The 25889-nt window shown below is 64.0% G+C and carries 24 protein-coding genes and 1 tRNA gene; 11 read left to right on the top strand and 14 right to left on the bottom strand.

Annotated features, from left to right (window positions below; genetic code table 11):
• Positions 1–20: 20 nt before the first annotated feature.
• The 7 genes from hscB to trmJ all read right to left on the bottom strand — a co-directional run bounded on the left by hscB (position 21) and on the right by trmJ (position 4802).
• Entirely contained in the window at positions 21–542 is a 522-nt protein-coding gene (gene hscB / locus K2O50_RS04515) for a co-chaperone HscB (protein WP_050704359.1), read from the bottom strand.
• Between the two features lie 8 nt (positions 543–550).
• Positions 551–874: an iron-sulfur cluster assembly protein IscA gene (iscA, locus tag K2O50_RS04510; protein WP_023630636.1), complete on the bottom strand. Its 324-nt coding sequence runs from the start codon at positions 872–874 to the stop codon at positions 551–553.
• Positions 875–902: 28 nt separating this feature from the next.
• Positions 903–1289: a Fe-S cluster assembly scaffold IscU gene (gene iscU / locus K2O50_RS04505; RefSeq protein ID WP_011532337.1), complete on the bottom strand. Its 387-nt coding sequence runs from the start codon at positions 1287–1289 to the stop codon at positions 903–905.
• A 46-nt stretch (positions 1290–1335) separates the two neighbouring features.
• A complete protein-coding gene (locus K2O50_RS04500) occupies positions 1336–2550 on the bottom strand; it encodes an IscS subfamily cysteine desulfurase (RefSeq protein ID WP_046854251.1) in 1215 nt (404 codons plus the stop codon).
• A 44-nt stretch (positions 2551–2594) separates the two neighbouring features.
• Complete coding sequence (gene iscR, locus K2O50_RS04495) at positions 2595–3086, bottom strand: Fe-S cluster assembly transcriptional regulator IscR (RefSeq protein ID WP_050704358.1); 492 nt, start codon at positions 3084–3086, stop codon at positions 2595–2597.
• Positions 3087–3254: 168 nt separating this feature from the next.
• Positions 3255–4043, bottom strand: coding sequence for a serine O-acetyltransferase (gene cysE, locus K2O50_RS04490; RefSeq protein ID WP_220689974.1), 789 nt, complete (start codon positions 4041–4043; stop codon positions 3255–3257).
• A gap of 3 nt (positions 4044–4046) precedes the next feature.
• Positions 4047–4802, bottom strand: a complete 756-nt coding sequence (gene trmJ / locus K2O50_RS04485; protein WP_050704357.1) for a tRNA (cytosine(32)/uridine(32)-2'-O)-methyltransferase TrmJ — start codon at positions 4800–4802, stop codon at positions 4047–4049.
• 151 nt (positions 4803–4953) lie between these two features.
• Between trmJ and suhB the strand changes: the two genes are divergently transcribed.
• Positions 4954–5772, top strand: a complete 819-nt coding sequence (gene suhB / locus K2O50_RS04480; protein WP_050704356.1) for an inositol-phosphate phosphatase — start codon at positions 4954–4956, stop codon at positions 5770–5772.
• A 103-nt stretch (positions 5773–5875) separates the two neighbouring features.
• Here the strand turns inward: suhB and K2O50_RS04475 are convergent, their stop codons facing one another.
• The 6 genes from K2O50_RS04475 to queA all read right to left on the bottom strand — a co-directional run bounded on the left by K2O50_RS04475 (position 5876) and on the right by queA (position 11948).
• Positions 5876–6424 (bottom strand): glycine zipper 2TM domain-containing protein, encoded by a 549-nt coding sequence (locus K2O50_RS04475; RefSeq protein ID WP_050704355.1) that lies wholly within the window; start codon positions 6422–6424, stop codon positions 5876–5878.
• A 119-nt stretch (positions 6425–6543) separates the two neighbouring features.
• Positions 6544–7452: a protein translocase subunit SecF gene (gene secF / locus K2O50_RS04470; protein WP_110735797.1), complete on the bottom strand. Its 909-nt coding sequence runs from the start codon at positions 7450–7452 to the stop codon at positions 6544–6546.
• A 10-nt stretch (positions 7453–7462) separates the two neighbouring features.
• Entirely contained in the window at positions 7463–9325 is a 1863-nt protein-coding gene (secD, locus tag K2O50_RS04465; RefSeq protein WP_050704351.1) for a protein translocase subunit SecD, read from the bottom strand.
• Positions 9326–9389: 64 nt separating this feature from the next.
• Entirely contained in the window at positions 9390–9725 is a 336-nt protein-coding gene (yajC, locus tag K2O50_RS04460) for a preprotein translocase subunit YajC (protein ID WP_050704350.1), read from the bottom strand.
• 43 nt (positions 9726–9768) lie between these two features.
• Entirely contained in the window at positions 9769–10884 is a 1116-nt protein-coding gene (gene tgt, locus K2O50_RS04455) for a tRNA guanosine(34) transglycosylase Tgt (protein ID WP_023629281.1), read from the bottom strand.
• 14 nt (positions 10885–10898) lie between these two features.
• Complete coding sequence (queA, locus tag K2O50_RS04450; protein ID WP_050704349.1) at positions 10899–11948, bottom strand: tRNA preQ1(34) S-adenosylmethionine ribosyltransferase-isomerase QueA; 1050 nt, start codon at positions 11946–11948, stop codon at positions 10899–10901.
• Between the two features lie 108 nt (positions 11949–12056).
• Here queA and K2O50_RS04445 point away from each other — a divergent pair.
• From K2O50_RS04445 to K2O50_RS04435, 3 genes are all read left to right on the top strand, one after another.
• A tRNA-Leu gene (locus K2O50_RS04445) sits at positions 12057–12141 on the top strand.
• A gap of 585 nt (positions 12142–12726) precedes the next feature.
• The gene (locus K2O50_RS04440; protein ID WP_050704348.1) at positions 12727–13206 is read left to right on the top strand and encodes a GNAT family N-acetyltransferase; all 480 of its coding nucleotides are present in this window, start codon (positions 12727–12729) and stop codon (positions 13204–13206) included.
• A 204-nt stretch (positions 13207–13410) separates the two neighbouring features.
• A complete protein-coding gene (locus K2O50_RS04435) occupies positions 13411–14301 on the top strand; it encodes a bestrophin family protein (RefSeq protein ID WP_050704347.1) in 891 nt (296 codons plus the stop codon).
• A gap of 15 nt (positions 14302–14316) precedes the next feature.
• Here K2O50_RS04435 and K2O50_RS04430 read toward each other — a convergent pair whose 3' ends face one another.
• Entirely contained in the window at positions 14317–15435 is a 1119-nt protein-coding gene (locus K2O50_RS04430; RefSeq protein WP_050704354.1) for a polysaccharide deacetylase family protein, read from the bottom strand.
• 149 nt (positions 15436–15584) lie between these two features.
• Here K2O50_RS04430 and yaaA point away from each other — a divergent pair, with 149 nt between their 5' ends.
• The 7 genes from yaaA to algG all read left to right on the top strand — a co-directional run bounded on the left by yaaA (position 15585) and on the right by algG (position 25886).
• Entirely contained in the window at positions 15585–16364 is a 780-nt protein-coding gene (gene yaaA, locus K2O50_RS04425; protein WP_050704346.1) for a peroxide stress protein YaaA, read from the top strand.
• 852 nt (positions 16365–17216) lie between these two features.
• The gene (locus K2O50_RS04420; RefSeq protein ID WP_050704345.1) at positions 17217–18533 is read left to right on the top strand and encodes a nucleotide sugar dehydrogenase; all 1317 of its coding nucleotides are present in this window, start codon (positions 17217–17219) and stop codon (positions 18531–18533) included.
• 71 nt (positions 18534–18604) lie between these two features.
• Positions 18605–20086 carry a glycosyltransferase family 2 protein gene (locus tag K2O50_RS04415; protein WP_050704344.1) on the top strand — a complete coding sequence of 494 codons (1482 nt, stop codon included), beginning with the start codon at positions 18605–18607 and terminating at the stop codon, positions 20084–20086.
• 34 nt (positions 20087–20120) lie between these two features.
• The gene (locus tag K2O50_RS04410; protein WP_050704343.1) at positions 20121–21287 is read left to right on the top strand and encodes an alginate biosynthesis protein Alg44; all 1167 of its coding nucleotides are present in this window, start codon (positions 20121–20123) and stop codon (positions 21285–21287) included.
• 12 nt (positions 21288–21299) lie between these two features.
• Positions 21300–22835 carry an alginate biosynthesis TPR repeat lipoprotein AlgK gene (algK, locus tag K2O50_RS04405; RefSeq protein WP_256205964.1) on the top strand — a complete coding sequence of 512 codons (1536 nt, stop codon included), beginning with the start codon at positions 21300–21302 and terminating at the stop codon, positions 22833–22835.
• Positions 22832–24310 carry an alginate export family protein gene (locus tag K2O50_RS04400; protein ID WP_050704341.1) on the top strand — a complete coding sequence of 493 codons (1479 nt, stop codon included), beginning with the start codon at positions 22832–22834 and terminating at the stop codon, positions 24308–24310. The genes algK and K2O50_RS04400 overlap by 4 nt, the downstream gene beginning before the upstream one ends.
• A gap of 19 nt (positions 24311–24329) precedes the next feature.
• Entirely contained in the window at positions 24330–25886 is a 1557-nt protein-coding gene (algG, locus tag K2O50_RS04395) for a mannuronan 5-epimerase AlgG (RefSeq protein WP_050704340.1), read from the top strand.
• The last annotated feature ends 3 nt before the right edge of the window (positions 25887–25889 follow it).

Here is a 25889-nt window from a genome sequence, read left to right as displayed (position 1 = left end):
CATCACGGGCAACGCCGGGGTTAATCGTCGAGGCGCTCTTCGAGTTGGCGCACTTCTTGGGCGAGCTTGTCGAGGAACTGCATGCGGCGCATCAGGCGCTCGGCCTGCTCACGCTCTGCAGCAACATCCCAGCAGGCGGCGAAATCCTCGTTCAGCGTGTCCTGGGCGACCTTGAGGCGCTTCTTGAACACGGCGACACCGTCGAGGTCGGCTTCGTCCTGCAGGTCTTCGAGCTCTTCGCGCCACTGCATCTGCTGCAGCAGGAAGTCCGGGTCGTGCACCGTGACTTCCTGGGGCACCTCGTGGCCGCCGATGGCCAGCAGGTAGCGGGCCCGGCGCGGGGCGCTGCGCAAGGTCTGGTAGGCGTCGTTGAGGGCCGCCGACTTTTCCAGGGCTACGCGCTGCTCGCGCTCGGAAGCGTCGGCGAAACGGTCCGGATGGACCTCGCGGGCCAGCTCGCGGTAGCGAACGGCCAGCTTGTCGAGGTCCAGGCGAAAACCGGGTTGCAGCTCAAACAGGGCGAAATGACAAGGAGTACCCACGGCCAGCCTCAGACGTTGAAGCTTTCGCCGCAGCCACACTCACCGCGCACGTTGGGGTTGTTGAACTTGAAGCCTTCGTTCAACCCTTCCTTGACGAAGTCCAGCTCGGTGCCATCGAGGTAGACCAGGCTTTTCGGGTCAATGATGACCTTCACGCCATGGTTCTCGAACACCTGGTCTTCGGCGGCGAGCTCGTCGACGAACTCCAGCACGTAGGCCAGGCCCGAGCAGCCGGTGGTGCGCACGCCCAGGCGAATGCCCTCACCCTTGCCGCGCCCGTCGAGGGAACGGCGAATGTGGTTGGCGGCGGCTTCTGTCATGCTGATAGCCATCGGAACTCCTTACCTCGCGACAGTCGACTTAGATCAAGCCTTTCTTCTGCTTGTAATCGCGAACAGCGGCCTTGATGGCATCTTCGGCGAGCACGGAGCAGTGGATCTTGACCGGCGGCAGTGCCAGCTCTTCAGCCAGCTGGGTGTTCTTGATGGTCTCGGCCTCATCCAGGGTCTTGCCCTTCATCCACTCGGTGGCGAGGGAGCTGGAGGCGATGGCCGAACCGCAGCCGTAGGTCTTGAACTTGGCGTCTTCGATGACGCCCTGCTCGTTGACCTTGATCTGCAGGCGCATCACGTCGCCGCAAGCCGGGGCGCCGACCATGCCGGTGCCGACATCCGGATCGTCGGCGTTCATCTTGCCGACGTTGCGCGGGTTTTCGTAGTGGTCGATGACCTTTTCACTGTATGCCATGGTGCAATTCCTTCCTCATCAGGGAGCCGCTCTTGCCGGCGACTGCTTAGTGGGCGGCCCACTCGATCTTGGAGATGTCGACGCCGTCTTTGTACATGTCCCACAGCGGCGACAATTCACGCAGCTTGTTCACGGCTTCGCAGACTTTCTGCGCGGCGTAGTCGACTTCTTCTTCGGTGGTGAAGCGGCCGAAGGAGAAGCGGATCGAGCTGTGCGCCAGTTCGTCGTTGCGGCCCAGGGCGCGCAGGACGTAGGACGGCTCGAGCGAAGCGGAGGTGCAGGCCGAACCGGACGAAACGGCGATGTCCTTCAGCGACATCAGCAGCGACTCGCCCTCGACGTAGTTGAAGCTCAGGTTCAGGTTGTGCGGCACGCGCTGGGTCTGGCTGCCGTTGACGTACAGCTCTTCGAGGTCCGAGACCTGCTTGAAGAAGCGGTCGCTCAGGGCCTTGATGCGCACGTTTTCAGCGGCCATTTCCTGCTTGGCGATGGCGAAGGCCTCGCCCATGCCGACGATCTGGTGGGTCGGCAGGGTGCCCGAACGCATGCCGCGCTCATGGCCGCCGCCGTGAATGATGGCTTCCAGGCGCACGCGCGGCTTGCGGCTGACGTACAGCGCGCCGATGCCTTTCGGGCCGTAGACCTTGTGCGCGGAGAACGACATCAGGTCGACCTTGAGTTTCTGCAGGTCGATCTCGACGCGGCCGGCCGACTGGGCGGCATCGACATGGAACAAGACGCCGCGCGAGCGGGTCAGTTCACCGATGGCGGCGATGTCGTTGATCGAGCCGACTTCGTTGTTCACGTGCATCAGCGAGACCAGGATGGTGTCGTCGCGCAGCACGGCCTCGACCATGGCCGGGGTGACGATGCCGTCTTCGCCGGGCTCGAGGTAAGTGACTTCGAAACCTTCACGCTCGAGCTGGCGAGCGGTGTCCAGGACCGCCTTGTGCTCGATCTTGGAGGTGATGATGTGCTTGCCCTTGGTCTGATAGAAGTGCGCCACGCCCTTCAGAGCGAGGTTGTCGGACTCAGTGGCACCGCTGGTCCAGACGATCTCGCGCGGGTCGGCGTTGATCAGTTCGGCGACCTGGCGGCGGCCGTTCTCGACTGCTTCCTCGGCCTTCCAGCCGAACACGTGGGAGCGCGAGGCCGGGTTGCCGAAGTTCCCGTCAACCAGCAGGCACTCGGCCATCTTCTGGGCGACACGGGGATCGACCGGCGTGGTCGCGGAGTAATCGAGGTAGATCGGCAACTTCATTGAGTATCTCCTATCAGGCGGTGGCGTCGCTCGTCGCTGCGGTTTCAGTCGACGGCGGACGTCTCAATCTTGTCCAACTGGGCAACTCGGCCTGCGACACGGCGCAGGTCCTGGCGCTGGGCGACTTCCTGCACCTCGCGGCGCATGACGAGGTCGGCCAGGCTGATGCCACTGAGGAATTCATGGATCTGCTGGCTCAGGTCGCACCACAGGTGGTGAGTCAGGCAGGTATCACCGGCGTGGCAGTCCCCCAGGCCCTGGCAACGGGTGGCATCGACCGATTCGTTGACCGCGTCGATGACCTGGGCCACCTGGATGGTTTCCATGCCCCGCGACAGCTGGTAGCCGCCACCCGGACCGCGAACGCTGGATACCAGGCTGCTGCGGCGCAGCTTGGCGAACAGCTGTTCCAGATAAGAGAGGGAAATGCCCTGGCGCTCGGAAATGTCGGCCAAAGACACCGGCCCATGCTGCGCGTGCAACGCCAGGTCGAGCATGGCGGTCACGGCGTATCGGCCTTTGGTAGTCAGTCGCATGGCGTATGGGTACCACGGGAGTTACAGGATGTGTGCGAGTATGCGATTCCCGAGCATTTAAGTCAACTATTAGACCTAGTGCTTTAGTCGGGTATGCATGCGGGAGGCGGGCGCGAGTGTAGCAGACAAGGGGCGCAAGCACACGCCCCTTGTGTCGGGCCGGCGCAATCAATGCGACTGAGTGTCGCCCTGCTTCAGCTCGGCACAGGCCGCGGCAAAGTCATCATCGGGCAGCGCCGGCAGTTCCTTGGCACAGTAGTCACTGCCCATCCGGGTCAGCGCGCCGCACATGCCCTCCAGGCGCTCGTCGACGGCCTGCAGGTGGTCGAGCATCTGGCCGATGGCGCGGGCCACCGGGTCTGGCATGTCGCCGCTGACGCCGTAGGCATCGAAGCCGATCTTCTCGGCCATGGCCTTGCGCTTGGCCTCGACGGCGTCATCCTCGGTCTTGACGATGATCCGCCCCGGGATGCCCACCGCCGTGGCGCCGGGCGGCACCGCCTTGGTGACCACGGCGTTGGAGCCGATCTTGGCCCCGGCGCCAACGGTGAACGGACCCAGCACCTTGGCCCCGGCACCGACCACCACGCCGTTTTCCAGGGTCGGGTGACGCTTGCCCTTGTTCCAGCTGGTGCCACCGAGGGTGACGCCCTGGTACAGGGTCACGTCGTCGCCGATCTCGGCAGTCTCGCCGATGACGATGCCCATGCCGTGGTCGATGAAGAAGCGCCGGCCGATGGTCGCCCCCGGGTGGATCTCGATGCCGGTCATCCAGCGACCGAAGTTCGACACCAGCCGCGCCAGCCACTTGAAGTCGCGCCGCCACAGGGCATTGCCCAGGCGGTGCAGCCAGATGGCATGCATCCCCGGGTAGCAGGTCAGGACCTCGAAGGCGTTGCGCGCCGCCGGGTCACGATGGAAAACGCTCTGGATATCTTCACGCAGACGCTCGAACATCTGTCAGTCCTTCCTTTTATGCGGCTCGCCCCGTGCGACCTTCTGGGTCTCAGTAAGGATGCCGCGCAAAATGCTCATTTCCGGACGCTCGACCGAGCTTCGCCCATACAGCCGGCGCAGGCGCGCCATCAGGTGCTTGGGTTTCTCGGGATCGAGGAAGCCGATGTCCACCAGGGTCTTTTCCAGGTGATCGTAGAACAGCTCCATTTCGTCCATGGTCGCCAGCTCGCTGGCGTCGACCTTCTCGACCTTCACCGCACTGCCCTGCCCTGCCAGCCAGGCCATGCGCACCTCATAGGAGAGCACCTGGACGGCGGCGGCCAGATTCAGCGAGCTGAAGTCGGGGTTCGAGGGAATGTGCACGTGGAAGTGACATCGCTGCAGTTCTTCGTTGGTCAAGCCGGCGTGCTCGCGCCCGAACACCAGGGCGATCTCTTCGCCGCCCATGGCCTGGGCCACGGCCCTGGCCCCGCACTCGCGCGGGTCGATCAGCGGCCAGGGGATGCTGCGCTCACGGGCGCTGGTACCCATGACCAGGCTGCAGCCGACCAGCGCCTGCTCGAGGCTGTCGACCACCTGGGCGTTGTCCAGCACGTCGTCGGCGCCCGAGGCGCGGGCGCTGGCGTCCGCGGCCGGAAACTCTTTTGGCTGCACCAGCACCAGACGCGACAAGCCCATGTTTTTCATGGCACGCGCAGCGCCGCCGATGTTGCCGGGGTGGCTGGTATTGACCAGAACAACACGAATATTTTGCAGCAAGGTGTCGTGCTCTCGGATGCGGAAACAGGAGGGTTCGATCTTACAGAACCGACCAGCGTAACGCCATGAAAGCAAATGTGACACTTCTGTCGTCAAAGATTTCTGCTAGAATGATCGGCTTTCCTCTTTAACATCTCCAGGTGACCTTCCCATGCAGCCTATGCTGAATATCGCCCTGCGCGCCGCTCGCAGCGCCAGTGAACTGATTTTCCGCTCCATCGAACGCCTGGATAGCATCAAAGTCGACGAAAAGCAGGCCAAGGACTATGTGTCCGAGGTTGACCGCGCCGCCGAGAAGGTCATCGTCGAGGCCCTGCGCAAGGCCTACCCGAACCACTCGATCCAGGGTGAAGAGACCGGCCTGCACGCGGGCAGCGGTGAAGAAGGCAAGGATTACCTGTGGATCATCGATCCGCTGGACGGCACCACCAACTTCCTGCGTGGCGTTCCGCACTTCGCTGTCAGCATCGCCTGCAAATACCGTGGCCGCCTCGAACACGCCGTGATCGTCGACCCGGTTCGCCAGGAAGAATTCACCGCCAGCCGTGGCCGTGGCGCCCAGCTCAATGGCCGCCGCCTGCGCGTCAGCTCGCGCACCAGCCTGGAAGGCGCGCTGCTGGGCACCGGCTTCCCGTTCCGTGACAGCCAGATGGCCGACCTGGACAACTACCTGGGCATGTTCCGCGCCCTGACCGGCCAGACCGCCGGCATCCGTCGCGCAGGCTCCGCCAGCCTGGACCTGGCTTATGTAGCCGCCGGCCGCTTCGACGCCTTCTGGGAGTCGGGCCTGTCCGAGTGGGACATGGCCGCGGGCGTGCTGCTGATCCAGGAAGCCGGTGGCCTGGTGAGCGACTTCAACGGTGGCCACGACTTCCTTGAGAAGGGCCACATCGTTGCAGGCAACATCAAGTGCTTCAAGGCCGTGCTGACTGCCATCCAGCCGCACCTGCCAGAGCACATGAAGCGCTAAGCGCGGATTGCACGGGCACAAAAAAGCACCCCTCGGGGTGCTTTTTTTGTGCCTGAATTCAGCCTGGCATCGCCTTCCCATGTAGGAGCGGCCTGCAAACGGCTCACTGCCCCGGCTGGTTCTGCCCCAGGACCAACTTGCCATTCTTGTCCAACGGAATGGTCGAGCCCGGCTCGTGATCCATCTTCACCTTGCCCACCTGGTCACCGATGGAATAGGTCACGTTGTAACCCACCACCTTGTCGCTGATGTCATTGACCGTGTTGCAGCGGGTTTGCGTGGTGGTGTAGGTATCACGCTCCTGCATGCCTTCCTGCACCTTGTTGCCGGCATAGCCGCCACCGACCGCACCGGCCACGGTGGCAATCTTCTTGCCGGTACCGCCACCGATCTGGTTGCCCAGCAGGCCACCGGCGATGGCACCAACCACCGTACCGGCAATCTGATGCTGGTCCTTGACCGGCGCCTGGCGCGTCACGGTGACATCCTTGCAGACCTCACGCGGCGTTTTCACTTGCTGCTTGATCGGCTGCACGTCGGTGACCTGGGCGTACTCAGGCCCTTTGTTCACCAAGCTGTAGGTCGCCACAGCACCTCCGGCAGTCACACCGACAGCACCCAGAACCGCACCCACCAGCATTGATTTGTTCACGTGAACCTCCTGATCGTACCCGCGGGCTCCGGCCCGCCTTCTCCCTGCCTTGGAGCAAAAAAAAAGGCGCGAGTTCAACACTCGCGCCTCTCTTTGCGCCAAACGGCGCGAGACAAGCCTTACGGACGCTCGTCCACACCCTCGGTCTTGACCGGCGGGATCAGGTCTTCGCTGCTCAGGTTCAGCCAGATCAGCACCACGTTGGCGATATAGATCGACGAGTAGGTACCCGCCATGACGCCGATGAACAGCGCCAGGGAGAAGCCGAACAGGTTGTCGCCGCCGAAGAACAGCAGCGCGGCGATGGCCAGCAAGGTCGACACCGAGGTGGCAACGGTCCGCAGCAGGGTCTGGGTGGTCGAGATGTTGATGTTCTCGATCAGCGAGGCCTTGCGCAGCACGCGGAAGTTCTCGCGCACCCGGTCGAACACGACGATGGTGTCGTTGAGCGAGTAGCCGATGATCGCCAGCACCGCCGCCAGCACCGTCAGGTCGAAGGTGATCTGGAAGAACGACAGGATGCCCAGGGTGACCACCACGTCGTGGATCAGCGAGATGATCGCGCCCACGGCGAACTTCCACTGGAAGCGGAACGCCAGGTAGATGAGGATGCCGCCCAGTGCCAGGAGCATGCCGAGGCCGCCCTGGTCACGCAGCTCCTCGCCCACCTGCGGGCCAACGAACTCGACGCGCTTGACCGTGGCCGGGTTGTCGCCGCCGATCTTCTGCAGTGCCTCGGCCACGCGGTTGCCCAACTGCGGGTCATCGCCCGGCATGCGCACCAGCAGGTCGGTGGTGGCGCCGAAGCTCTGCACCACGGCATCGTGGAAGCCGGAGCCGACCAGCTCGGTACGGACCTTTTCCAGGTCCGCCGGACGCTCGTAGGTGAGCTCGATCAGCGTACCGCCGGTGAAGTCCAGGCCGAAGTTCAGGCCCTTGTGCCACCAGCTGAACAGCGCCAGCACGGTGAGGAGCACGGTAATGGCGAACGCGACATTGCGCACGCCCATGAAGTTGATGGTTTTCATCGCAGCTCCCTCAAACCCACAGCTTCTTGATGTCACGCCCGCCGCAGGTCAGGTTGACCAGTGCGCGGGTCACCATGACGGCGGTGAACATCGAGGTGAAAATCCCGAGGGACATGGTGACCGCGAAGCCCTTGACCGGGCCGGTACCCATGGCGAACAGGATGCCGCCGACCAGCAGGGTGGTCAGGTTGGCGTCGACGATCGCCGAGTAGGCGCGGTTGAAACCTTCGTGGATGGCGCGCTGCACCGACATGCCGGCGGCGATCTCTTCGCGGATACGCGAGAAGATCAGCACGTTGGCGTCCACCGCCATGCCCATGGTCAGCACGATACCCGCGATACCCGGCAGGGTCAGGGTGGCGCCCAGCAGCGACATCAGCGCCAGCAGCAGGACCATGTTGCCCGCCAGGGCGATGGTCGCCAGCACACCGAAGGCGCGATAGATGGCGATGATGAACAGCGAGACGAACAGCATGCCCCACAGGGATGCATCGATACCCTTGGTGATGTTGTCGGCACCCAGGCTTGGGCCAATGGTACGTTCTTCAGCGAAGTACATCGGCGCGGCCAGGCCACCGGCACGCAGCAGCAGGGCCAGTTCGGACGATTCGCCCTGGCCGTTCAGGCCGGTGATGCGGAACTGGCTGCCCAGCGGCGACTGGATGGTCGCCAGGCTGATGATCTTCTTCTCTTCCTGGAAGGTCTGCACCGCGACTTCTTTCTCGACGCCGTCGACCACCTGCTTCTGGTAGCGGGTGACCGGCTTCTGCTCGATGAAGATCACCGCCATGCTGCGCCCGACGTTGGTACGGGTGGCGCGGCTCATCAGCTCGCCGCCGTGGCCGTCGAGGCGGATATTCACCTGCGGGCGACCGTGCTCGTCGAAGCTGGCCTGGGCGTCGGTGACCTGGTCACCGGTGATGATCAGGCCACGCTCGACCGCAGCGGAGCGGCCGCCTTCGCGGAACTCGAACACCTCGGTGGTAGCCTTGGACGCGCCCGGCTCGGCACCGAAGCGGAACTCCAGGTTGGCGGTCTTGCCGAGGATACGCTTGGCTTCGGCGGTGTCCTGCACGCCCGGCAGCTCGACCACGATGCGGTTGGCGCCCTGGCGCTGGACCAGCGGCTCGGCCACGCCCAGCTCGTTGACCCGGTTGCGCACGGTGGTCAGGTTCTGCTTGATCGAGTATTCGCGGATCTCGGCGACTTTCGCCTGGGTCAGCGCCAGACGCAGCACGGCGAGCTCGTTGCGCTCGGTGGTGGTCAGGTCGAAGTCATTGAAATTCTTGCGGATCAGGCTGCGGGCCTGTTCGCGGGTAGCATCGTCGGCGAAGCCCAGCATGATGCCGCCGTCCTGCTGGGGCAGGCTGCGGTAGCGGACGCGCTCTTTGCGCAGCAAGGTCTTGACCTCGCCTTCGTAGACTTTCATGCGAGCGGTCATGGCCTTGTCCATGTCCACTTCCAGCAGGAAGTGCACACCACCGGACAGGTCCAGGCCCAGCTTCATCGGGCTGGCACCCAGGTTGCGCAGCCACTGCGGAGTGGTCTGGGCCAGGTTCAGGGCCACGACATAGTCGTCGCCGAGGGTCTTGCGCGCCACATCCTTGGCCGGCAGCTGTGCTTCCTGGTTGGTCAGACGCACCAGCGCACTGCCCTTCTCGCCCAGGCTGCCGCCTTTGACGGCGATACCGGCATCGGTCAGCGCCTTGGTCACGCGATCGAGGTCGGCCTGGCTCACATGCAGGGCGGAGCTGGCGCCGCTGATCTGCACCGCCGGATCATCCGGATAGAGGTTGGGTGCGGAATAAATGAAGCCGACCGCCAGTACCACCACGATCAGCAGGTATTTCCACAGAGGGTATTTGTTCAGCATCACGCCGCCCGTTCAAGACGCGGGGCGCTTTGCGCGCCCCGACTGGAAAAATGAAACCGGTAACTCAGATAGCCTTGAGCGTACCTTTCGGCAGGGTCGCCGCCACGGCGCCCTTCTGGAACTTCAGCTCGACGTTGTCGGACACTTCCAGGACCACGAAGTCGTCGGCAACCTTGACGATCTTGCCGGCGATGCCGCCGGTGGTGACCACTTCGTCACCTTTTTGCAGGTTGCTCAGCAGGTTTTTCTGCTCTTTGGCACGCTTGGCCTGCGGGCGCCAGATCATCAGGTAGAAGATGACCAGGAAGCCGACCAGGAAGATCCACTCGAAGCCGGTACCGGCTGGGCCGGCGGCTGGGGCTGCTGCGTCCGCGTAAGCGGCGGGAATCAAGAAGCTCATTGGGCACTCCTAATGGATATTTTCTAATAATGGATGCGAACAGTCAGTCCAAGGGCGGCACAGGCAGCCCGCGCTTGGCGTAGAAGGCGTCGACAAAGGCGGCCAATTTACCCTGTTGAATAGCCTCGCGTAAACCGGCCATCAAGCGCTGGTAATGGCGCAAGTTGTGGATGGTATTCAGCATGCTGCTCAACATTTCGCCGCACTTGTCCAGATGATGCAGATAGGCGCGGGAGAAGTTGGTGCAGGTATAGCAATCGCAGGTCGGATCCAGCGGCGATTCATCGTGGCGATGGAACGCGTTGCGGATCTTGATCACCCCGGTATCGACGAACAGATGGCCGTTGCGCGCATTGCGCGTGGGCATCACGCAGTCGAACATGTCGACGCCGCGGCGCACACCCTCTACAAGATCTTCCGGCTTGCCTACCCCCATAAGGTAACGAGGTTTGTCAGCCGGCATCTGCGCAGGCAGGTAGTCCAGCACCTTGATCATCTCGTGCTTGGGCTCGCCCACCGACAGGCCGCCGATGGCCAGGCCATCGAAGTCGATGTTGACCAGCGCTTCCAGCGAGCGCATGCGCAGGTCCTGGTACATGCCGCCCTGGACGATGCCGAACAGCGCCGCGGTGTTGTCGCCGTGGGCGTTCTTCGAGCGCTGGGCCCAGCGCAGCGACAGCTCCATGGAGGTGCGCGCCACGTCGTGCTCGGCCGGGTACGGGGTGCACTCGTCGAAGATCATCACGATGTCCGAGCCCAGGTCGCGCTGGACCTGCATGGACTCCTCGGGGCCCATGAACACCTTGGAACCGTCCACTGGCGACGCGAAGGTCACGCCTTCCTCCTTGATCTTGCGCATGGCGCCCAGGCTGAACACCTGGAAACCACCGGAATCAGTGAGGATAGGGCCTTTCCATTGCATGAAGTCGTGCAGGCCGTTGTGTTTCTTGATGACCTCGGTACCCGGGCGCAGCCACAGGTGGAAGGTGTTGCCGAGGATGATCTCGGCGCCGATCGCCTCGATGTCACGCGGCAGCATGCCCTTGACCGTGCCGTAGGTGCCCACCGGCATGAAGGCCGGGGTCTCGACGGTGCCACGGGGGAAGGTCAGCCGGCCACGACGGGCCTTGCCGTCGGTGGCCAGCAGTTCGAACGACATTCGACAGGTGCGACTCATGCTTGATCCTCTGGGCCGCGTGGCGCCGGATTGCGGGTGATGAACATGGCATCACCGTAACTGAAGAAGCGGTACCCGTTCTCGACCGCTGCCGCATAGGCAGCCATGGTCTCGGGGTAACCGGCGAAGGCCGAGACCAGCATCAGCAGCGTGGACTCCGGCAGGTGGAAGTTGGTGACCAGGCAATCGACCACATGGAACGGCCGGCCCGGGAAGATGAAGATGTCGGTGTCGCCGCTGAAAGCCTTGAGCTCGCCATCGCGCGCCGCGCTCTCCAGCGAACGCACGCTGGTGGTGCCCACGGCGATCACCCGGCCGCCACGGGCGCGGCACGCAGCGACGGCGTCGACCACGTCCTGGCTGACTTCGAGCCACTCTTTGTGCATGGTGTGGTCTTCGATCTTGTCGACCCGCACCGGCTGGAAGGTGCCGGCGCCCACGTGCAGGGTGACGAAGGCGCGCTCGACGCCCTTGGCGGCGATCTTCGCCAGCAGCGCTTCGTCGAAGTGCAGGCCGGCGGTGGGCGCGGCCACGGCGCCGGCGCGCTCGGCGTAGACGGTCTGATAGCGCTCGCGGTCGGCGCCCTCGTCGGGACGGTCGATGTACGGCGGCAGCGGCATATGGCCGACGCGCTCGAGCAGCGGCAACACCTCTTCGCTGAAGCGCAGTTCGAACAGCGTGTCGTGGCGGGCGACCATCTCGGCCTCGCCACCGCCGTCGATGAGGATCTGCGTGCCCTCTTTCGGCGCCTTGCTGGCACGCACATGGGCCAGCACGCGGTGGCTGTCAAGCACGCGCTCGACCAGCACTTCCAGCTTGCCGCCGGAGGCTTTCTGGCCGAACAGGCGCGCCGGGATCACCCGGGTGTTGTTGAACACCATCAGGTCGCCCGGGCGCAGGTACTCGAGCAGATCGGTGAACTGCTTGTGGGCCAGCGTGCCGCTGGGGCCATCGAGCACCAGCAGGCGGCTGCCATGGCGCTCGGCCAGAGGGTGGCGGGCGATCAGGGAATCGGGGAGTTCGAAAGAAAAATCGGCGACGCGCATGATGATGTTCGGTTCGACAGGGCCGCAAAGTTTAGCCCAATGCGTGAAAATTGACCATGAAAGCCGATTGACCGACCCAAGGCACCTCTCTATACTGCGGCGCCACAAGCCCTGATGGCGGAATTGGTAGACGCGGCGGATTCAAAATCCGTTTTCGAAAGGAGTGGGAGTTCGAGTCTCCCTCGGGGCACCAAGATCCAGAAAAAACCGACCTTATGGTCGGTTTTTTTGTGCTTGTCGATTGCGGCATCCATCGCTTACGCGGCCCCTGTAGGAGATCATCCAGCCCTTCGGGCTACGCTGTCTCGCAGGTAACAGAGTTCCTGCGTGGGAGCGGGCTTGCCCCGCGATCACCGGCGCAGCCGGTGCCAAACGTCGCATCGCGGGGCAAGCCCGCTCCCACGCTGCCCCAGTCAAATCAAAGAATTGTGTTTTGCTCCATGAGAGCGGCCTTGTGTCGTGAAAGGGCTGCACAGCAGCCCCGGCGATTCCAGCGACATGATCAGGATCCTGGGGCCGCGCTGCGGCCCTTTCGCGACACAAGGCCGCTCCTACAAAAAACGTGCAAGCCTAGCGACTTCGAGCTCGTTTTACGCCGAGTACTCTAAGGCCTCCCCCACTCCCAGCAGTCCATTTCCCAAACCTAGCCAAGCCTTTACGACAGTCCTGACTGCACAGAAAATCACACTTGGTGCAATTTACTGTAGAGCCACAGCATTGACTTCATGTTACCGACCGCACAGGGTAAGTAGCTTCTAGCCCCATCGGAACATTCCCCGTGCCACTAAGCCATCGCCCTGTCCAACCTGCCGACATCGCCACGCTCTGTAGTTTCCCTCAAAGCGCGGACGAACTCTTCTATATGTTCCCCAAAGCCACTTACCCGCTCACATCCGCGCAACTGAGCGAAGCCATCGCCCAGCGCAGCGGTTCGACGGTGATCGAGGCTGACGGGGCGATCGTTGGCTTCGCCAATTTCTATAAGGCTGAATATGACGGAGTCTGCGCGCTAGGTAATGTGGTGGTGGCCCCGACCGCGCGAGGCCAAGGTGTGGCGCGCTACCTTGTGCAATGCATGATCGCCCTGGCTCGCGAAGATTTCGCGGCGCGGGAGATCTGGGTGTCGTGTTTCAACCATAACACCGCTGGGCTGCTGCTTTATCCACAGCTGGGTTTTGTGCCGTTCGGGATCGAGGAGCGGCGGGCGCCGGATGGGTCCCGGGTAGCGCTGGTGCAGATGAAGCAGGTGTTGGGCTGAGGTTGAGGTGGTTTACGGGGTGCTCGGTATGGCCTGGATTGGGGGTGCGTTGCAGCCCATCGCGGGGCAAGCCCGCTCCTACAATCGCCCGCGAAACCTTTGAGCGATCGGTAAATTCCCGTTACACCCTGCGTCAAATCCCACCGAACCTTGCCCCTCCCGCGACGTCGGAACCTGCATCCCCCGCATCGAGGTTCCCCCCACGTGAAAGCCCTCCTCGCCCGCAAATACCGCCTGGTGGTCAAGACCTTCGGCTACATCGGCTGGTCGCTGTTCTGGCTGCTGATCTGGGACGTGCTGGTCACCATCGACTTCATGCTGTTCTTCAACAGCAAGTTCAGCCTGCCGCTGATCCCGCTCACCCTGCTGGGCTCGGCGCTGGTGGTGCTGGTGAGCTTTCGCAACAGCAGCGCCTACAACCGCTGGTGGGAGGCGCGCACGCTGTGGGGCGCGCTGGTGAACAGTTCGCGCAGCTTCGCCCGGCAGGTGCTGACGCTGGTCGACGATCCGGCCGACGGGCCGAACCCGGTGAAGGCGACCTTGCTGCGCCGGCATATCGCCTACGTGAACTGCCTGGCGGCGCACCTCAAGGGCGAGCAGTGCCCGGATGAGCTGATGGCCTTCATACCACCCGGGGAGTTCGAGCGGCGCAATCGTTCGAACAATTTCGCCAACGACATCCTCGGCGGCTCGGCGGCCTTGCTGGCCCAGGAATACCAGGCCGGGCGCCTGGACAGCATTCGCCTGGCGCGGCTGGAATCGACCCTGGTGGACCTGTCCAACGCCCAGGGCGGGATGGAGCGGATCGCCAATACGCCGCTGCCCTATCCTTATGTGTACTTCCCGCGGCTGTTCATCACGTTGTTCTGCCTGATCGTGCCGGTGGGGCTGGTGGAGTCGCTGGGCTGGTTCACGCCGCTGGCCTCGACGGTGGTCGGCTTCATGCTGCTGGCCATCGAGCGGATCGGCACGGACCTGCAGAGCCCGTTCCGCTTCAGCGAGCACCAGATCCCGATGGACACGATCTGCGAGACGATCGAACGCAACCTGGAGTCGATGCAACGGGAGGCGCAATGCGGCGCCTTGGCGCACTGATCCGCCCGCTCTCCTTTATTCCCGCCGAGCATACTCCCGACAATCCTCCCAACCGATCCCGCTCTGGGCCGTGTGCTGCAACAGCCACTCCAGCGCCGGCTGCGTCTTGGGCTGGTTGTCGCGGAACTGGATCACGCCCTTGCGCCACAGCAGCATCAGCGTCAGCACCCGCTGTGCCGAGGCTTCGGCGGTCAGCGGCCCGTCATCCTGGGCATCGATGTCCCACAGCGAAACCTGCATCTGCTGGCTGTCCATGAATGCCTCGCCATCGGCGCGGCGCTGGCCGTAGGGCGGGCGGAACAAGGGCACGTACTGCTCCGCCAGGTCGGCCTGGACCCGCGCCTGGCTGCGCCGCAGCGAGTCCTGCCAGTCCTGCCACTGGGCGTGGGAGCGGTACTCCCACCCCTGGATACCCACGCACTGGCCGGCATACAGCTCATTCACCGGGCCGGCGTCGCGACGTTGCTGCAGGCGATTGCCGAGGACGAAGAATATCCCGTCGAGCTTCTGCCGCCGCAGGTAGTCAGCCACCGCATCGGTGCTGCCGCCCTGGGGCCCTGGGCCGCCGGCGAAGGTCAGGAGGAACATCCGGTCGTTGAGTTCCTCGCCATTGCGCTCGCGACCGGACAGCTTGGCCACCTCGCTGGTGGTCTGCGGGAACAGCGCGGCCTTGCGCAACTGCTCATCCAGGTATCGAGTGTGGAACTGGTGACTGGGCTCGACCCATCCGGTATAGAACGTGCCGACATCCTCGGCGAAAACGGCGGACTGCGTGCGCAGGTCGGCCATGGACTCGACCGGGTAGCAGAACGAGGCATCCTGCTCGCAACTCTTCTGCGCCTGTTGATAACTTGTCCACAGGCGCTGCCACAGACGTGCCCGTACGGCCCGCACGACGGTCAGGTTGATCTGACGCAGGCCCAGCCGGCTCTTGAGCGCCTGCTCGTCGAGCATCTCGCTTTCGTGCAGCACCCGGGCGAACGACAGGATCTCCGCCCGCGACGCCACGTCGAACAGCGTCGGGCTGTCCAGCTGTTCGGGCCACAGCTCACGGTCGAAACTGACGAAATCCGCCGGGGCCGCCTGCGCGCCCAGGCTGAGCAGCCCGGCGAACAGGGCAAACGCGATACGCACGATGAGCAATCTCCTTGAAGGCATGGCGCGCACTATAGCGCGACCGCCTGCGGTTTAATGTGGCGATGTTCGGTGACTATCGTCGCCATAGTTTGGCGTTGTGCCAGCGGCCCCGTAGAATTCGCCCGACGATTCCAGGAGCCGACCCGATGCTGACGGTGATTTCCCCCGCCAAGACCCTCGACTACGACACCCCGCCGGTAACCCAGCGCCACACCCTGCCCCAGTACCTGGACGATTCCCAGGAACTGATCGTGCAACTGCGCGAACTGGCGCCGGCGCAGATCGCCGAGCTGATGCACCTCTCCGACAAGCTCGCCGGCCTCAACGCCGCACGCTTCGGCAGCTGGACCCCTGATTTCACCCCGGCCAACGCCAAGCAGGCACTGCTGGCGTTCAAGGGCGACGTGTACACCGGGCTCGACGCCGAGAGCCTGGGCGAGGACGACTTCAGCTACGCCCAGGACCACCTGCGCATGCTCTCGGGCCTGTACGGCCTGCTGCGTCCGCTGGACCTGATGCAGCCCTACCGCCTGGAGATGGGCACCAAGCTGGCCAATGCCCGCGGCAAGGACCTGTACGCCTTCTGGGGCACGCGCATCAGCGAATGGCTGAACCAGGCCCTGGCCGACCAGGGTGACGACGTGCTGCTGAACCTGGCCAGCAACGAGTACTTCAGCGCGGTGAAGAAGAGCGCGCTGAAGGCGCGGGTGATCGACGTCGACTTCAAGGACCTGAAGAACGGCCAGTACAAGATCATCAGCTTCTACGCCAAGAAGGCCCGCGGGATGATGAGCCGCTTCGTGATCCAGGAGCGGATCAACGATCCGGAGCAGCTCAAGCGCTTTGATGTGCAGGGTTACTACTACAGTGCCGAGCAGTCGAAGCCGGATCATCTGGTGTTCCTGCGCGATCACGCTGAGGGCTGATGGCCCAGGGGGGCGCTTTGCGCCCCTTTCGCGGCACAAGGCCGCTCCTACAGGGACCGCGCTGTTCTCTGTAGGAGCGGCCTTGTGCCGCGAAAGGGCTGCGAAGCAGCCCCCCTCGCCCTGCAACAGGGCACGCTTGCGCTTGAAGATCGCCAAATAACAGACGCCAAAAAACCATCTACCCTATCCTTATTGCAAAACGCCATAAGACCGTTCGTAGTTTTTTGACGAAAATTGAAAAAAATTTTCGCATGCTGGCCTAAAACCATCCCCCTGCGATTTCGCCCTTTATATACGGGGACGAAACTGCCGCGTGCTATCAGATTGAAAGTATTTCCCTCTGAAAAAATATTTAGAAATCTTTCATCGTGACGAAACCGCCCCCGGAACTTCTGCCAAGGGAGATGGCTCATAGCACCCGTAACGAGTTTCAAGCGCCCGGCGTGAGAGATGACTTACAGATGACAAAGGGCCGCCATTCTCAGCCGGCCTGAAAACTTCAACGGCGGTACAGGAAGTGCCAAAAGCCATGATCCATGCAGGAGACAAGCGCCCCTAAAATTCGTCCTAGTGGTTGATTTCAAAGGATTTATCCACTTGAAAAAACAAGCACAGCACTTCACCAACGGTGAATTGCAATAAAGACGGCTGCATTTCAGGGCACGCCTTTTTAATACTGGCCTTTGACTGCCAACTTTGAGTGCATAACTTTTTGCGCTCCGGATTTATTCATGCCTGCGTTCGGTGAAGTGTCAATTCGCCATGGATCCGTGCGCCCGAAAACTGCTGGTCAATCAACCCGGTCGGCTCTTCGCTGAAGGGCTGGCGTGATAAACACACGAGGTGAATGCGATGCGTATCAGCATCTTTGGTTTGGGTTATGTGGGTGCAGTCTGTGCAGGTTGCCTGTCGGCACGAGGCCACGAAGTGATTGGTGTGGACGTGTCCAGCACCAAGATCGACCTGATCAACAAGGGCAAGTCGCCCATCGTCGAACCGGGCCTGGAAGAGCTGCTGCAGCAAGGCATCGCCAACGGCCGCCTGCGCGGCACCACCGACTTCGCCGAGGCCATCCGTGCCAGCGACGTGTCGATGATCTGCGTCGGCACGCCGAGCAAGAAGAACGGCGACCTGGGCCTGGAATACATCGAGTCGGTGTGCCGCGAGATCGGCTACGTGCTGCGCGACAAGGCCAGCCGTCACACCGTGGTGGTGCGCAGCACCGTGCTTCCGGGCACCGTGAAGAACGTGGTCATTCCGATTCTGGAAGACTGCTCGGGCAAGAAGGCCGGCGTCGACTTCGGCGTCGCGGTCAACCCTGAGTTCCTGCGCGAAAGCACCGCGATCAAGGACTATGACCAGCCACCGATGACCGTCATCGGCGAGCTGGACAGCGCCAGCGGCGACGTGCTGCAGGCCCTGTACGAAGAGCTCGACGCGCCGATCATCCGCAAGCCGGTCGAAGTGGCCGAGATGATCAAGTACACCTGCAACGTCTGGCACGCGACCAAGGTCACCTTCGCCAACGAGATCGGCAACATCGCCAAGGCCGTCGGCGTCGATGGTCGCGAGGTGATGGACGTGGTCTGTCAGGACAAGGCGCTGAACCTGTCGCAGTACTACATGCGCCCGGGCTTCGCCTTTGGCGGTTCGTGCCTGCCGAAGGACGTGCGCGCCCTTACCTACCGCGCCGCCAGCCTCGACGTGCGCGCCCCGCTGCTCGACTCGCTGATGCGCAGCAACGAATCCCAGGTGCAGAACGCCTTCGACATCATCGAGAGCCACGACAAGCGCAAGGTCGCCCTGCTCGGCCTTTCGTTCAAGGCCGGCACCGACGACCTGCGCGAAAGCCCGCTGGTGGAGCTGGCCGAACGCCTGATCGGCAAGGGCTACCAGCTCGACATCTACGACCAGAACGTCGAGTACGCCCGTGTCCACGGCGCCAACAAGGACTACATCGAGTCGAAGATCCCCCACGTTTCCTCCTTGCTCAATGCCAACTTCGAGCAGGTGGTGGACAACGCCGAGATCATCATCCTGGGCAACCGTGACGAGCAGTTCCGTGCCCTGGCCCAGCAGGCGCCGGAAGGCAAGCAGGTGATCGACCTGGTCGGCTTCATGAGCAAGCCGACCTGCGCCACCAGCCGCACCGAAGGTATCTGCTGGTAAACCCGGTCGGGCGGCGCGTCCCTCCCCAGCGCGCCGCCCGCCCTCCCCCGAATTCTCGACGGATGCCGAACATGCAAAGGTTCCAGACCATGCTGCTGCAATGCGCCGGCTGGCTGCTCTACATGAGCCTGCTCATGCTGATCGCCCTGGCCCTGCCCAGCGATATCTTCGACTCGCAGTCGAAGCACTTCATCTTCCTGGTCGGTGCCGTCGGCATCTGGCGTTACTCCATGGGCGCCACCCATTTCATCCGCGGCATGATCTTCCTGTACATCGTGTACCCCTACCTGCGCCGCAAGGTGCGCAAGCTGGGCCAGGCGGCCGACCCGTCGCACGTGTACCTGATGGTCACCAGCTTTCGCATCGAGGCCCTGACCACCGCCCAGGTGTACAGCTCGGTGATCCGCGAGGCGATCGACTGCGGCTTCCCCACCACCGTTGTCTGCTCGCTGGTGGAGAAGTCCGACGAGTTGCTGGTGAAAAGCCTGTGGGCCAAGTACAACCCGCCGTCCCGCGTGACTCTGGACATCGTGCGCATCGCCGGCACCGGCAAGCGTGACGGCCTGGCTTATGGTTTCCGCGCCATCTCGCGGATGCTGCCGGATGAAAACGCCGTGGTGGCGGTGATCGACGGCGACACCGTGCTGGCCGAGGGCGTGGTGCGCAAGACCGTGCCATGGTTCCGCCTGTACCCCAACGTCGGTGGCCTGACCACCAACGAGTTCTGCGAAGTCCGTGGCGGCTACATCATGAGCGAGTGGCACAAGCTGCGCTTCGCCCAGCGTCACATCAACATGTGCTCCATGGCCCTGTCCAAGCGCGTGCTGACCATGACCGGGCGCATGTCGATGTTCCGCGCAAGCGTGGTGACCAACCCCGAGTTCATCGCCGACGTCGAGAGCGACTCGCTGATGCACTGGCGCCTGGGCCGCTTCAAGTTCCTCACCGGCGACGACAAGTCCAGCTGGTTCAGCCTGATGCGCCTGGGCTACGACACCTTCTACGTGCCCGATGCCGCGATCAACACGGTCGAGCACCCGCCGGAAAAAAGCTTCGTCAAGGCCAGCCGCAAGCTGATGTACCGCTGGTACGGCAACAACCTGCGGCAGAACTCCCGCGCCCTGGGCCTGGGCCTCAAGCGCCTGGGACTGTTCACCAGCATCGTGCTGCTCGACCAGCGCGTGTCGATGTGGACCAGCCTGCTGGGCCTGACCGTGGCGGTGATCGCCAGCTTCAAGTTCGGCCTGCAGTTCCTGCTGGTGTACCTGCTGTGGATCGGCATCACCCGCCTGATTCTCACCGTCATGCTGCTGTGCTCGGGCCACAACGTCGGCCCGGCCTACCCGCTGATTCTCTATTACAACCAGATCGTCGGCGCGGTGATGAAGATCTACGTGTTCTTCCGCCTCGACAGGCAGTCCTGGACCCGCCAGCCCACTGCCCTCAAGCGCGACCTCGCAAGTTTTCAACAATGGTTCAACACCTGGTCCTCGCGGACCATGACCTTCTCGGCCGCGAGCATCTTCGTCGCCGTGCTGTTCATGGTCGTGTGAGCCCCCGGATCGGACAACAGGAACGAATATCGCCATGAATACCGCCGTGAACGTCAATGTCGTGCATGAATCCGAAGCGCAGCGCCAGCACGCCCGGGTGCGCATCCCCGCCAAGCTCCGCTACCTGGACGGCAACCGCGAAGCGCACGAGGTGAAGGTCGACGACCTGTCCGCCGGAGGCCTGTCCTTCCACGCGAAGAAACCGCTGCCTGAAGGCGAAGTGCTGCGCGGTCGCCTGCAGTTCGTGGTCGACAACCTCGGCCTGTCGATGGACGTCGAACTGCTGGTGCGTACCAGCAGCCGCGAGACCGCCCGCACCGGCGCCGAGTTCCAGAACCTCGAACCGCGCGACATCGCCACCCTGCGCCACATCATCACCAGCCACCTGTCCGGCGAGCTGATCAGCGTCGGCGACGTGCTCAGTACTCTGCAGCGCGACAACTTCACCAAGGCGCGCAAGCAGAAGGACGGTGGCTCGGGCCTTTCCGCCTTCGGCCGCCTGCGCGCGGTCAGCGTGACCGCCGGGGTGTTCGTGGTCGGCCTGGTGGCCTTCGGCTTCGTCGCCAAGTCGCTGTACGGCCTGTACTTCGTCAGCCATGCCGAGGCCGGCGTGGTCGCGGTGCCCACCACCAACGTCACCATGCCCCGCGACGGCAGTCTGCAGAGCCTGGTGGAAAGCGGCGCGACCGTGGCCAAGGGCGCACCGCTGGCGACCTTCAACACCAGCATGCTCGACCTGCTCAAGGGCCACCTGGACGACTCGCAGCTGGAGCCGGCCAAGGTCGAGGAGCTGTTCGGCAAGCAGCTCTCCGGCACCCTCACCAGCCCGTGCGACTGCGTGGTCTCGCGCCAGCTGGTGGATGACGGCCAGTACGCCAGCAAGGGCCAGCCGGTGTTCGCGCTGATCCCGCGCACCAGCGTCCCGACCATCGAGGCGCGCTTCAGCTATCGCCAGTTCGACGAAGTGAAGCCGGGTACCCGGGTCAACTTCCAGATCGCCGGCGAGGACGAAGTGCGCACCGGACGGATCACCGGCAGCTCCAGCCTGGACACCGACAACCTGGCCTCCGACATCCGCGTGCAGATCAAGCCCGACGGCGGCCTGCCGGCCGAGCTCGCCGGGCGCCCGGCCGCGGTCAACAGCGACCGTGGCCCGTCGCTGAACTGGCTGATCGACAAGGCCGTGGCCCGTGGGTTGTAAGAGGATCGGACGATGAAACCTTTGAATGGTTTTTCTCCTGCTGGAGTGGCGTCGCCTGGATCGCGGCACAAGGCCGCTCCTACAGGGACCGCGCCGCACCCTGTAGGAGCGGGCTTGCCCCGCGATCGAGCGCAAAGCGCTCGCCCCTACACCTGGTGCACCCTGGCCCTGGCCATCACCCTGGCCGGCTGCGCCGGCCTGCCCGACCAGCGCCTGGCCAATGAAGCGCTCAAGCGCGGCGACACCGCCACCGCCGAGCGCAACTACAAGGCCCTGGCCGACCTCGGCTACAGCGATGCCCAGGTAGGCCTGGCCGATATCCAGGTCGCCACCCGCGACCCGGCGCAACTCAAGGAGGCCGAAGCCACCTATCGCGCCGCCGCCGCCACCTCGCCCCGCGCCCAGGCACGTCTTGGCCGCCTGCTGGTGGCCAAGCCCGACAGCACCCAGGCCGAGCGCGAGGAGGCCGAAACCCTGCTCAAGCACGCCGCACAACAGGGCGAAAGCAACACCCTGATCCCGCTGGCGATGCTTTACCTGCAGTACCCGCAGAGCTTCCCCAAGGTCAACGCCCAGCAGCAGATCGACCAGTGGCGCGCCGCCGGCAACCCCGAGGCGGGCCTGGCCCAGGTCCTGCTGTACCGCACCCAGGGCACGTACGACCAGCACCTGGGCGATGTGGAGAAAATCTGCAAGGCGGCGCTGGCCAGCACTGACATCTGCTATGTCGAACTGGCTACCGTCTACCAGAAACGCGCCCAGCCCGACCAGCAGGCCGCCCTGCTCGAACAACTGAAGGCCGCCCATGCCCGTGGCGCCGTCCCGGCCACCCGGGTCGACAGCGTCGCCCGCGTGCTGGCCGACCGCAGCCTCGGCCAGACCGACGAGAAGACCGCCAAGGACCTGCTCGAACACATCGCCCCGGCCAACCCGGCCTCGTGGGTGAGCCTGGCGCAACTGCTCTACGACTTCCCCGAACTGGGCGACACCGACCAGTTGATGGCCTACATCGACAAGGGCCGCGAGGCCGAACAGCCCCGCGCCGAACTGCTGCTGGGCCGCCTCTACTACGAAGGCAAGACCGTGCCCGCCGACGCCCAGAAAGCCCAGGAGCACCTGCAGGCCGCCGCCGATGCCGGCGAGGTCAGCGCCGACTACTACCTCGGCCAGCTCTACCGCCGTGGCTACCTGGGTCAGGTCGAGCCGCAGAAGGCCGTGGACCACCTGCTGGCCGCCGCCCGCGGCGGCCAGAACAGCGCCGACTACGCCCTGGCCCAGCTGTTCAGCGAAGGCCACGGCATCCGCCCGGCACCGACCAATGCTTGGGTGTTCGCCCAGCTCTCACAGGTCAACCCGACCCCGCAGTCGACCGAACTGCTGCAACAACTCGACCAGCAGCTCACGCCCGACCAGCGCAGCCAGGCGCAGAACCTGCTGGCGCAGGAGAAGCAGGCACGCGGCAGCATGGCCCAGGGCGCCAACAGCACCCTGGCCATCGAAGCGCTGCAGGACGAGAAAGACGACGTAGACGCCGAGGATTCGCTATGACGCTCAACCCCTTCGTGAAAGCCGGCATCGGCCTGGGCTTCGCCCTGCTGTGGTCGATGCCGACCCTGGCGGCCGAAACCGCGCAGAAGAACTTCGGCCTCGACGTGAAGATCACCGGCCAGTCCGAGGACGACCGCGACCTGGGCACCCGCTCCGGCGGCGACGTCAACGGCCTGGGCCTGGACCTGCGGCCTTGGGTGTACGGCGAGCGCGGCCACTGGAGCGCCTTCGCCATGGGCCAGGCGGTGGCCGCCACCGACATCATCGAGACCGACACCCTGCGCCAGAACGACGACGGCACCACCAGCGACAACGGTGACGACAGCCGCAAGCCGGACAAGAGCTACCTGGCCATGCGCGAGTTCTGGATCGGCTACAGCGGCCTGACCCCCTACCCCGGCGAGCAGCTGCGCTTCGGCCGCCAGCGCCTGCGCAGCGACGACGGCATGTGGCGCGACACCAATATCGAGGCGCTGAACTGGACCTTCGACACCACCCTGCTCAAGGCCGACCTGGGCGTGGCCCAGCGCTTCAGCGAATACCGCACCGACCTCACCGAGCTGGCCCCGGAGGACAAGGACCGCACCCACGTCTACGGCAACGTCGCCACGCAGTGGACACCCGGCCACTGGGTCGGCCTGCGCGCCCACCACACTCATGACGGCGGCAGCCTGAAAAGCCCCGGCGAAACCGTCGACGCCCTCGACAAGACCCGCACGGGCGACCTGACCTGGCTGGGCCTGGAGGCCAACAGCGACGCCTACAACTGGCGCAACGACCATACCGTCAACTACTGGGGCAGCGTCACCTGGCTGACCGGCGATCGCGACACCCTCAGCAGCCAGGCGGTGGGCAACGACCAGGTCGCCACCGGCAAGCAGAGCGGCGACGTCAACGCCTGGGCCACCGACCTCGGCATCCGCCTGCGCCTGGACCCGCAATGGCAGGTCGGCGCGGCCTATGCCCGGGGCAGCGGCGGTGGCGGCAGCGACGGTTCGAACAACTTCGAGCAGACCGGCCTTGAGAGCAACCGCTCCAACTTTACCGGCACCCGCTCGCGCGTGCACCGCTTCGGCGAGGCGTTCCGCGGCGAGCTGGGCAACCTGCAGGCGGCCACCCTGTTCGCCTCCTGGCAGCTGCGCGACGACTACGACGCCAGCTTCATCTACCACAAGTTCTGGCGCGTCGACGGCAAGCAGAACATCGGCTCCAGCGGCATCAACGCGGTGGTCGATGACGGCGGCATCAGCCGTCCGCTGGTGCAGGGCGAGAAAGACCTGGGCCAGGAGATGGACGTGGTCGTCACCAAGTACTTCAAGCAAGGCCTGCTGCCGGCCTCGATCAGCCAGTCGATCGATGAGCCGTCGGCCCTGGTGCGCTTGCGTGCCGGCGTGTTCAAGCCGGGCGACGCCTATGGCAAAGAGGCCGACTCGTACATGCATCGCGCCTTCGTCGACGTGATCTGGCGCTACTGAGGCCGGGAGGGGATTTGACATGAACCTGCACCCGAACCTTCGCCACAGCCTGCTGGCCAGCGCCCTGCTGCTGGCCGCAGGCCTGGCCCAGGCCGCCGAGCCGGAAATGGCCAAGGGGCTGCAACAGGCCAAGACCTACACCGTTGCCAGTGCGCCGATCGAGCCGCTGCTGATGGACCCGCCCAAGCTGCCCGACCTGTCCGGCTACACCGCCGAGGCCGTGCAGAAGAAGATCGACCGCCGCCACAAAGGCAAGGTCAGCGTGCGCCGCATGCTCCAGGAGGACACCCTCAAGGAGTTCATCGGCGGCGACAACAAGGGCGCCGAGTGGGTGCGTCGCCAGCACGGCATTCCCCAGGCGATCTTCGTCGACGACGGGCATGTCGACCTGGTGGAACTGAGCAAAAAGGTGCCCGACCAGTACCTGCGCGAGACCGCGCCGGGCGTCTACCTCGCGCGCCTGCCAATCGTGGTCGGGCGCAAGGGCGTGCTGGAGATCGACGGCAAGGTCAAGGAACTGCGCCTGTCCGAAGAAGGTGGGTCGTTCATCGTCAACGACGGCAAGCTGTTCGTCAGCGATACCCGGGTGACCGGCTGGCGCGAGCAAGCCAACGGCCCGGCGACCTTCCGCAAGCCCGACGAATTCCGCCCGTTCCTGCTCAGCTGGGGCGGCACCGAGACCTATATCGTCAACAGCAAGATGGCCAGCTTCGGCTACGCCAAGTCCAAGTCGTACGGCGTGAGCATCTCGCAGTACACGCCGAACATGGCCAAGCAGATGGGCCGCCCGGAACCCACCGGCTGGATCATCGGCTCCGAGTTCAGCGACATGTGGTACGGCTTCTACTGCTACGAAACCCAGGACTTCGTGATCAAGGATTCGACCTACCGCGACAACATCGTCTACGGCATCGACCCCCACGACCGTTCGCACCGCCTGATCATCGCCGGCAACACCGTGTACGGCACCAAGAAGAAGCACGGGATCATCGTTTCGCGCGAGGTCAACGACAGCTGGATCATCAACAACAAGAGCTACGACAACAAGCTCTCGGGCGTGGTGATCGACCGCAACAGCGTCAACAACCTGATCGCCTACAACGAGATCTACCGCAACCACACCGACGGCATCACCCTGTACGAGAGCGGCGACAACCTGATCTGGGGCAACAAGCTGATCAACAACCGTCGCCACGGCATCCGCGTGCGCAACAGCGTGAACATCCGCCTGTACGAGAACGTCGCCATGGCCAACGGCCTGGTGGGCGTGTACGGGCACATCAAGGACCTCTCCGACACCGACCGCGACATCGCCCTCGACCCGTTCGACACCAAGGTGTCGCTGATCGTGGTCGGCGGCGAGCTGGCGGCCAACGGCTCCGGCCCGCTGTCGATCGATTCGCCCCTGTCGGTGGAGCTGTACAAGGTGTCGATGCTGATGCCGCGCAAGGCCAACGGCATCAGCTTCAACGGCGTGCTCGGCGAGCGCCAGGACGAAATCCTCGACCTGCTGGTACGCCAGCAGAAGGCCGTGCTGATCGACCCGGTCGAACGCCAGACCGAAATGATCGACTAAGGA

It is taken from the genome of Pseudomonas sp. 2hn, assembly GCF_019646095.1.
Classification (GTDB): Bacteria; Pseudomonadota; Gammaproteobacteria; order Pseudomonadales; family Pseudomonadaceae; genus Aquipseudomonas; species Aquipseudomonas peradeniyensis.
The sequence above is the reverse complement of the archived record's forward strand: the minus strand, read 5'-3'. Positions and strand labels throughout refer to the sequence as shown.